General features: G+C 66.6%; 10 protein-coding genes. 9 read left to right on the forward strand and 1 reads right to left on the reverse strand.

From position 1 onward, the window contains the following. From ACO48X_RS04945 to ACO48X_RS04985, 9 genes are all read left to right on the forward strand, one after another. Nucleotides 1–334 (forward strand): NUDIX domain-containing protein (locus ACO48X_RS04945; protein ID WP_485001015.1); only part of this gene is annotated, 334 nt, incomplete at its 5' end. A 204-nt stretch (nucleotides 335–538) separates the two neighbouring features. Next, nucleotides 539–1249, forward strand: coding sequence for a helix-turn-helix transcriptional regulator (locus ACO48X_RS04950; RefSeq protein ID WP_485001016.1), 711 nt, complete (start codon nucleotides 539–541; stop codon nucleotides 1247–1249). Further along, nucleotides 1230–2681, forward strand: coding sequence for a Fe-S cluster assembly protein SufB (gene sufB / locus ACO48X_RS04955; protein WP_485001017.1), 1452 nt, complete (start codon nucleotides 1230–1232; stop codon nucleotides 2679–2681). Before ACO48X_RS04950 ends, sufB begins: the two co-directional genes overlap by 20 nt. Further along, entirely contained in the window at nucleotides 2681–3850 is a 1170-nt protein-coding gene (gene sufD / locus ACO48X_RS04960; protein WP_485001018.1) for a Fe-S cluster assembly protein SufD, read from the forward strand. The genes sufB and sufD overlap by 1 nt, the downstream gene beginning before the upstream one ends. Further along, complete coding sequence (locus ACO48X_RS04965) at nucleotides 3847–4182, forward strand: non-heme iron oxygenase ferredoxin subunit (RefSeq protein WP_485001019.1); 336 nt, start codon at nucleotides 3847–3849, stop codon at nucleotides 4180–4182. Before sufD ends, ACO48X_RS04965 begins: the two co-directional genes overlap by 4 nt. A 9-nt stretch (nucleotides 4183–4191) precedes the next feature. Beyond that, nucleotides 4192–4944, forward strand: a complete 753-nt coding sequence (gene sufC / locus ACO48X_RS04970; protein WP_485001020.1) for a Fe-S cluster assembly ATPase SufC — start codon at nucleotides 4192–4194, stop codon at nucleotides 4942–4944. Between the two features lies 1 nt (nucleotide 4945). Beyond that, nucleotides 4946–6226: a SufS family cysteine desulfurase gene (locus tag ACO48X_RS04975; protein WP_485001021.1), complete on the forward strand. Its 1281-nt coding sequence runs from the start codon at nucleotides 4946–4948 to the stop codon at nucleotides 6224–6226. A gap of 22 nt (nucleotides 6227–6248) precedes the next feature. After that, nucleotides 6249–6719 carry a Fe-S cluster assembly sulfur transfer protein SufU gene (sufU, locus tag ACO48X_RS04980; RefSeq protein WP_009198628.1) on the forward strand — a complete coding sequence of 157 codons (471 nt, stop codon included), beginning with the start codon at nucleotides 6249–6251 and terminating at the stop codon, nucleotides 6717–6719. Beyond that, nucleotides 6712–7098 (forward strand): metal-sulfur cluster assembly factor, encoded by a 387-nt coding sequence (locus tag ACO48X_RS04985; protein WP_485001022.1) that lies wholly within the window; start codon nucleotides 6712–6714, stop codon nucleotides 7096–7098. Before sufU ends, ACO48X_RS04985 begins: the two co-directional genes overlap by 8 nt. Nucleotides 7099–7171: 73 nt before the next feature. On the opposite strand, the gene ACO48X_RS04990 is transcribed toward ACO48X_RS04985, so the two are convergent. Next, the coding region (locus tag ACO48X_RS04990; protein WP_485001023.1) for a neutral zinc metallopeptidase at nucleotides 7172–7520 on the reverse strand (349 nt) is incomplete at its 5' end.

The following is a 7520-nucleotide window of genomic DNA, read 5'->3' on the forward strand; positions in this document are numbered from 1 at the left end:
GATCCCCGCGGGGCTGATCGACAAGCCGGGGGAGGATCCCATGCGGGCCGCCCAGCGCGAATTGGCGGAGGAAACTGGGATGGCGGCCGCCGAATACGAGTTCCTCGCGCGTTTCTACACGTCCCCGGGATGCTCCGACGAGTTGTTGACCGTCTACCTGGCGCGAGGGCTGACGAGCGTGGAGACCGATTTCGTCAGGCAGGACGAAGAGGCGGAGATCGAGATGGAATGGCGGGCGTTGAGCGACGTCGCCGCCGCCGTCCGTGAAGGAGCCTTGGCCAGCCCGACCCTCGTCGTCGGAGTCCTGGCCGTCCAGTCCCTCCTCAAAGGCTAGAACCGGCTCCCTCGGCGGGCAACGGTTTCAGCTTTCGGCACGCGCGGCGCAGGCTTCGACGTTCCCGGCTTTCGCCCGCAGGCGAAATGTGGCCGGGCTCCATAAACGCGCGCCGCGGCGACGTGGAAAGATTGCGACTGAAGTCCTAAACTTATTAAGACAAGTCGCGTTTTGCGTATTACACTGCTCAGGAGAGGGGGAACGATGGCCGTCAAGCCCGACGCCGACGTCAGCACGCGCGACAACATACTCAGACTCATCATCGAACGCGGGCCGATAACGTCCGCCGAACTGGCCTCGATGCTGGTCCTCACCTCCGCAGCGGTGCGCAGGCACCTCACCCAATTGGAGACGGACGGGCAGATCGTCGAGTATACGGGCGCCGCCTCCCGTCCGGCCAGGCGCGGGCGCCCGTCCCGCCGCTATGTCGCCACGTCGCTCGGGCAGGCGACTTTCGGCGACTCCTACGCGGACGTGGCCAATCAGGTTCTTTCGTTTTTAAGGGACTCCTTGGGCGACGAGGGCGTGAACGCCTTCGCCTCCCAAAGGATCGACGAGCTTGAGGCTCGCTACACCGGCATCGTCGACGAGGCCGGGCCCGATCCAGAGGCTCGGGCCGCCGCTCTCGCAAACGCACTCACTCGAGACGGCTATGCGGCCAGCGTTCGGCGCGGCCCGGGGGATATGACGCTTCAGCTGTGTCAGGGCCACTGCCCGATACACGATGTCGCATCGTCCTTCCCCGTCATGTGCGAGGCGGAGACTCAAGCGTTCCATCGTCTGCTCAACGTACACGTCCAAAGGCTCGCGACCCTGGCCGGCGGAGAGCACGTGTGCACGCTGACGATACCCCTGGTTTCGCGGATCCGCGAGGCCGAAGTCAGGAAGGAAACACATGACACAAACCCGGCATGAAGCCGCGGTGGCCGAAGCGATTCAGGAGCAGCAGCAAACCATTGACGCGCTCGGCCAAAAATACAACTACGGTTGGCACGACTCCGACGAAGCGGGCCGCAATGCGCGGCGCGGTTTGGACGAGGACGTGGTGCGCTACATTTCCTCGGTGAAGAACGAGCCCGAGTGGATGCTCAAGAACCGCCTCAAGGCTCTGCGGCTCTTCGAACGTCGGCCGATGCCTGCGTGGGGGCCCGACCTGTCGTTCATCGACTTCGACGAATACAAGTACTTCGTGCGCTCGACCGACAAACCGGCCGCTTCTTGGGACGAACTGCCAGAAGACATCAAGAACACGTACGACCGTCTGGGAATTCCCGAGGCAGAGAAGGCCAGGCTCGTAGCGGGGGTTGCCGCCCAGTACGAATCCGAGGTCGTCTACAACCAGATTCGCGATGACCTGGAGTCGCAGGGCGTCGTCTTCCTGGACACGGACTCGGCGCTCAAGCAGTGCCCCGACCTGTTCCGAGAGCATTTCGGCACCGTGGTCCCTGCGGGGGACAACAAGTTCGCTTCGCTCAACACGGCGGTGTGGTCCGGCGGATCGTTCATCTACGTCCCCAAAGGCGTGCGCGTGGACATCCCGCTCCAAGCGTATTTCAGGATCAACACCGAGTCGATGGGGCAGTTCGAGCGCACGCTCATCATCGCCGACGAGGGCTCCTACGTCCACTACGTCGAAGGATGCACGGCCCCCATCTACCAATCGGACTCCCTCCATTCGGCCATCGTCGAGATCATCGTCAAAAAAGACGCCCACGTGCGCTACACGACGATCCAGAACTGGTCGAACAACGTCCTCAACCTCGTGACCCAGCGCGCGGCCGTCGCCGCAGGCGCCACGATGGAATGGGTCGACGGGAACATCGGCTCGCGGGTCAACATGAAGTACCCGAGCTGCGTTTTGCTGGGCGAGCACGCCCACGGGGAGGCGCTTTCGGCGGCCTTCGCCGGCCCCGACCAGCATCAGGACACGGGCGCGAAGATGATCCACCTCGCCCCGCGCACGACGTCGTCGATCGTCTCGAAGTCGATTTCCCGAGGCGGCGGACGCTCGTCCTACCGCGGACTCGTCCAGATCGGCGAGGAGGCGCAGGGGTCGAAGTCCTCCGTGGTGTGCGACGCGCTGCTCGTCGACGACATTTCGCGCACCGACACGTACCCTTACGTGGACGTTCGCACAGACGACGTCGAAATGGGGCACGAGGCGACGGTCTCCAAGGTCTCCGAAGACCAGCTTTTCTACCTGCAGCAGCGCGGGCTTTCGGAGGAAGAGGCCATGGCGATGGTCGTGCGGGGCTTCGTCGAGCCCATCGCCCGCGAGCTGCCCATGGAATACGCCCTCGAGCTCAACAGGCTGATCGAGCTCCAGATGGAAGGGAGCGTCGGCTGATGAGCGACACGCTGTCCACTGACCATTCGAAAGCCGTCCTCGAAAGCGAGGGCGTCGGCGAGGGAACGGGGTCGTCGCGGGCGGACAGGCTCTGCTCTTTCGATCCGGCCGATTTCGAGGTTCCCACCGGGGAAGAGGAGGAGTGGCGCTTCACACCGATGAAGCGGCTCGCCCCCTTCTTTGAGACGCTCGACGCGGCTCAGGCCGAGGTTCTCGTCTCGGCGGGCTCGGTCGAATCCATCTCCCGCGAGGACGAGCGCGTCGGGCTCGTCGGAAAGCCGGAGGACCGCACGGGCGCGCTGGCCTGGCAAGCGGCCGAGCGAGTCCACGTCGTGACGGTCGCGGGCGAGGCTCCTGACACGATGATCGCCATCGACGCCCCCGAAGGGATGAGCGTCGGCCGGCTGCGCGGCCTCGCGGAGGAAGGGGCCAAGGGCACGGTGGTGATCGAGCACGCCGGCGGCGGCGACCTTGCCGAGACCGTCGAAATCGAGGCCAAGGACCGCAGCGAGCTCACGGTCGTCTCGGTTCAGGAGGCCGAGCGCAGCGCCAGGCACGTCTCCCATCAGCGAATTCGCGTGGGGCGCGACGCCAAGGTGCGCCACATCGTCGTCACCCTGGGCGGGGACGCGGTGCGCGTCGCCACGAGCTCCGAGTTTGCGGGCGAGGGCGGCGACGTCGAACTTCTGGGCGCCTACATCACCGAGGGCGGCGAGCACCACGAGCATCGGCTCTTCGTCGACCACAACCCGCCCAACTGCGTTTCGCGCGCCACGTACAAGGGCGCCCTGCAGGGCGAGGACGCGCATTCGGTGTGGATCGGCGACGTGCTCATCCGCCCGACCGCCAAGAACACCGACACCTACGAGCTCAACCGCAATCTCGTGCTCACCAAGGGCGGCAAGGCCGACTCTGTGCCGAACCTCGAGATCGAGACGGGGGAGATCGCCGGGGCAGGCCACGCTTCGGCGACCGGCCGCTTCGACGAGGAGCAGCTGTTCTACCTGCGCGCGCGGGGAGTGCCCGAAGACGTCGCCAGGAGGCTCGTCGTGCGCGGATTCTTCGCCGAGCTCGTCGAGTCGATCGGAGTCGAATCCGTCCAAGCCAAGCTCATGGCCGCCATCGAGCGCGAGCTCGACCTCGCCCAGGCTTCCAGGGACGCCGAATGAGCTACGCGCGCGCCTGCTCCGTGGGCGACGTCGCCGCCGCCGGAGCGCTCCAGGTGGAGATGAGATCGGCCGGAGGCGAACAGGTGGCGGTGGCGGTGGTCCGCGATTCCGACGGAACGTGGCACGCCATCGGCGACACCTGCTCCCACGACGACTACTCCCTCGCCGAGGGCGACGTCGACGAGGGCGAGATCGAATGCTGGAAGCACGGCGCGCTGTTCGACATCAGGAGCGGAAAGGCGCTCACCTTGCCGGCGACCAAGCCGGTCCCCGTATACGCCATTGAAATAGAAGGCGACGACGTTTTGGTCGACGTCGACGCCGCCTCCTAGGAGACAAAAGTGCCAACCCTTGAGATTCGCAACCTTCACGCCTCGGTCGAGACAACCGACGGAATGAAGCCCATCCTCCACGGCGTCGATCTGAGCATCGGCGACGGCGAGATCCATGCGATCATGGGCCCGAACGGCTCGGGCAAATCCACCACGGCCTACGCGCTCGCGGGCCATCCCAAGTACTGCATTACAGAGGGGCAGGTCTTCCTCGACGGCGAAGAGATCACCGACATGACGCCGGACGAGCGCGCCCAGGCGGGCCTCTTCCTCGCGATGCAGTACCCGGTCGAAGTGCCGGGCGTTTCCGTGACGAACTTCCTTCGCACGGCCAAGACGGCGATCGACGGCGAAGCCCCCAAGCTGCGCGAGTGGACGAAGCGCGTGCGCGAGGCGACCGAGGCCCTCAAGGTCTCGCCCGACTTCGTCAAGCGCGACCTCAACGTCGGCTTCTCCGGCGGCGAGAAGAAGCGCACGGAGGTCCTCCAAATGGAGCTGCTCGAACCGAAGGTTGCGATCCTCGACGAGACCGACTCCGGCCTCGACGTCGACGCCCTGCGCGTCGTGTCCGAGGGCGTCAACCGGGTCCACGAGCGGACGGGCAACTCGATCCTGCTCATCACCCACTACTCGCGGATCCTTCGCTACATCAAGCCCGATTTCGTCCACGTTTTCGCGAAGGGCAAGATCGTCGTGACGGGCGGTCCCGAGCTGGCCGACGAGCTCGAAGAGCGCGGCTACGACGAGTACATCGAGGCCTGACGTGGCGAGCCCGGTTCCGCGGACGGATTTCCCGACCCTCGCGCGCCCGGCGCGCGGGGGGAACCGGCTCGTCTACCTCGATTCGGGGGCGACTTCCCTCAAACCGAGGGCCGTCCTCGACGCCGTTGAGGAGATGTCCGTGGCCAAAAATGGGGCGGTCAAACGCGGATCGCACCTTCTCGCAGAGGAGGCGAGCGCCGCATTCGAGGACGCGCGCGATAAGGTCGCTCGATTCGTCGGGGCCGACCCCGGCGAGCTCGTCTGGACCTCGGGGACGACCCAGTCGATCAACCTCCTCGCCTACGCGATGTCGAATGTTTCGGCCGGCCGTGGGCCCTCCGTGGGCGCGTCCGCGCTGCAGGGGAGGCTGAGCGCCGGGCCGGGCGACAGCGTGGTGGTCACGAGGGCCGAGCACCACGCCAACCTCGTGCCCTGGCAGGAGTTGTGCAGACGGACGGGGGCCGAGCTCAGGTGGCTCGACTGCGATTCGGACGGGCGCATCGACTTGGAGACGCTCTCCGTGATCGACGGATCGACCAAGCTCGTGGCCTTCGCCCACGTTTCGAACGTCACCGGGGCGGTCGCGCCCGTCGAGGCCGTCGTCGCTGCGGCCCGCGAGGCAGGGGCCCTGACGGTGCTCGACGCCTGCCAGTCGGTTCCGCATATGCCCGTGGACCTCAAGGCCCTCGACGTCGATTTCGCCGCCTTCTCGGGCCACAAAATGCTGGGCCCCACCGGGGTCGGGGCGCTCTACGGCAGGCGCGAGCTCCTCGAAGCGATGCCGCCGTACCAATTCGGCGGGTCGATGATCGAGGTGGTCGAGATGGACGGGGCGACTTACGCCCAGCCGCCCGAGCGTTTCGAGGCCGGGACCCAGCCGGTGGCCGAGGCAGTCGGCATGGGCGCCGCGGCCGAGTACCTCGCCGCCGCCGGGATGGGCCGCGTGGCGGCGCACGAAAAGAAGCTGACGGAGCGCATGCTGGCCGGCATGGCGGACATCGCGGGAGTCCGGGTGCTCGGCCCGCGCGAGGCCGTCGACCGCACGGGGGCCGTCTCCTTTTCGGTCGACGGGGTGCATCCCCACGACGTCGGGCAGGTTCTCGACGCCGACGGCGTGGCGGTGCGCACGGGGCACCACTGCGCGCAGCCCATACACCGGCATTTCGGCGTTTTTGCCTCGTCCAGGGCCTCCCTGGGGCCGTACAACGACGACGCCGACGTCGACGCCTTCCTGGAGGCCTTGAAGAAAGTCCGCCCATTTTTCGGCGTGGAGCAGGGATGAACGACTCTTGCGTGGAGGAGAGATGAACGACCTCGATCAGATGTACCAGCAGATCATCCTCGACGCCGCCCACGAACGGCGCGGCGAGGGCGAACTCGACCCCTTCGACGGCGAATCTTTCCAGGTCAACCCGACTTGCGGGGACCAGGTGAACCTCAGGGTGCGGATGTCCGACGACGGCGGCCGCATCGCCGAGGTGGCGTGGACGGGCGAGGGCTGTTCGATTTCCCGGGCAAGCATCGGCATCATGATCGACATGCTCGAAGGCGCCAGCGTCGACGAGGCGAAGGATCTGTACGAGCAGTTCCGGGCCCTCATGGACTCGCGCGGCGCGGGCCTGACCGAGGACGTCGAAGAGGCCTTGGGGGACGCCGCGGCCTTCGTTGGCGTGGCGAAGTTCCCCATGCGCATCAAGTGCGCGCTTTTGGGCTGGATGGCCCTGAGAGACGCGACGGACAAGGCCGTCGCTGCGAAAGGAGAGAGCCATGGCTGACGAGCTCGAGCTCGCGCCCGATTACGGGGCCGCCGCCCGCGAAGAGACAGGCGCCTCCCAGGAGACCGTCGGCGCCCCGAAAGTCGAGGACGTCGAAGAGGCGCTCAAGGACGTGATCGACCCCGAGCTGGGGATCAACGTCGTCGATTTGGGCCTCGTCTACGGCATCGCGCTGGAGGGGGCGGACGTGGTCATCGACATGACCTTGACGTCCCCGGCCTGTCCGCTGACGGACGTGATCGAGGAGCAGACGACGAGGGCGCTCGAGGGAATGGCCGGATCGACCCGGATCAACTGGGTGTGGCTGCCGCCGTGGGGGCCCGAACGCATCACCTCCGACGGCCGGGAAATGCTCCAGGCCCTCGGCTTCAACGTTTAGCGCGGCTTCAGCGGCAGCGCGCCGCCGCGCATCCGGCTCGGCGCTCGTCCATTGGACGCGGCGGCCGGCCGCATCAGGGGGCGGGCGCCGACCACGTGTCGCAGCTCTCGAACTTTCCGCCTTCGTAGCCCTTCATGAGCCATTCGGTTCGTTTGGCGGAAGATCCGTGCGTGAAGGACTCCTGATTGGCCTCCATGCCCGCGCTTTCGTAGATGTGGTCGTCGCCGACGGCGGCTGCGGCGTCGACGGCGGTCTTCAGCTCCTCGCGGGTGGGCGGGACGAGGAACGTCTTCCCCGACTCCGGATCGACCGTCTTCGAGGCGTTGTGCAGCCACACGCCTGCAAGGCAGTCCGCCTGCAGCTCCGAGCGCACCAGGGATCCGCTCGGGCCGGTGTCCTTGTGGTTGACCTTGGCGAGGATC

This window comes from Peptidiphaga sp., assembly GCF_057238965.1.

Coding starts and splice junctions, on each gene's coding strand:
- ACO48X_RS04950 (WP_485001016.1), top strand. CDS start 539: ATGGCCGTCAAGCCCGACGCCGACGTCAGCACGCGCGACAACATACTC.
- sufD (WP_485001018.1), top strand. CDS start 2,681: ATGAGCGACACGCTGTCCACTGACCATTCGAAAGCCGTCCTCGAAAGC.
- sufB (WP_485001017.1), top strand. CDS start 1,230: ATGACACAAACCCGGCATGAAGCCGCGGTGGCCGAAGCGATTCAGGAG.
- sufU (WP_009198628.1), top strand. CDS start 6,249: ATGAACGACCTCGATCAGATGTACCAGCAGATCATCCTCGACGCCGCC.
- ACO48X_RS04965 (WP_485001019.1), top strand. CDS start 3,847: ATGAGCTACGCGCGCGCCTGCTCCGTGGGCGACGTCGCCGCCGCCGGA.
- ACO48X_RS04985 (WP_485001022.1), top strand. CDS start 6,712: ATGGCTGACGAGCTCGAGCTCGCGCCCGATTACGGGGCCGCCGCCCGC.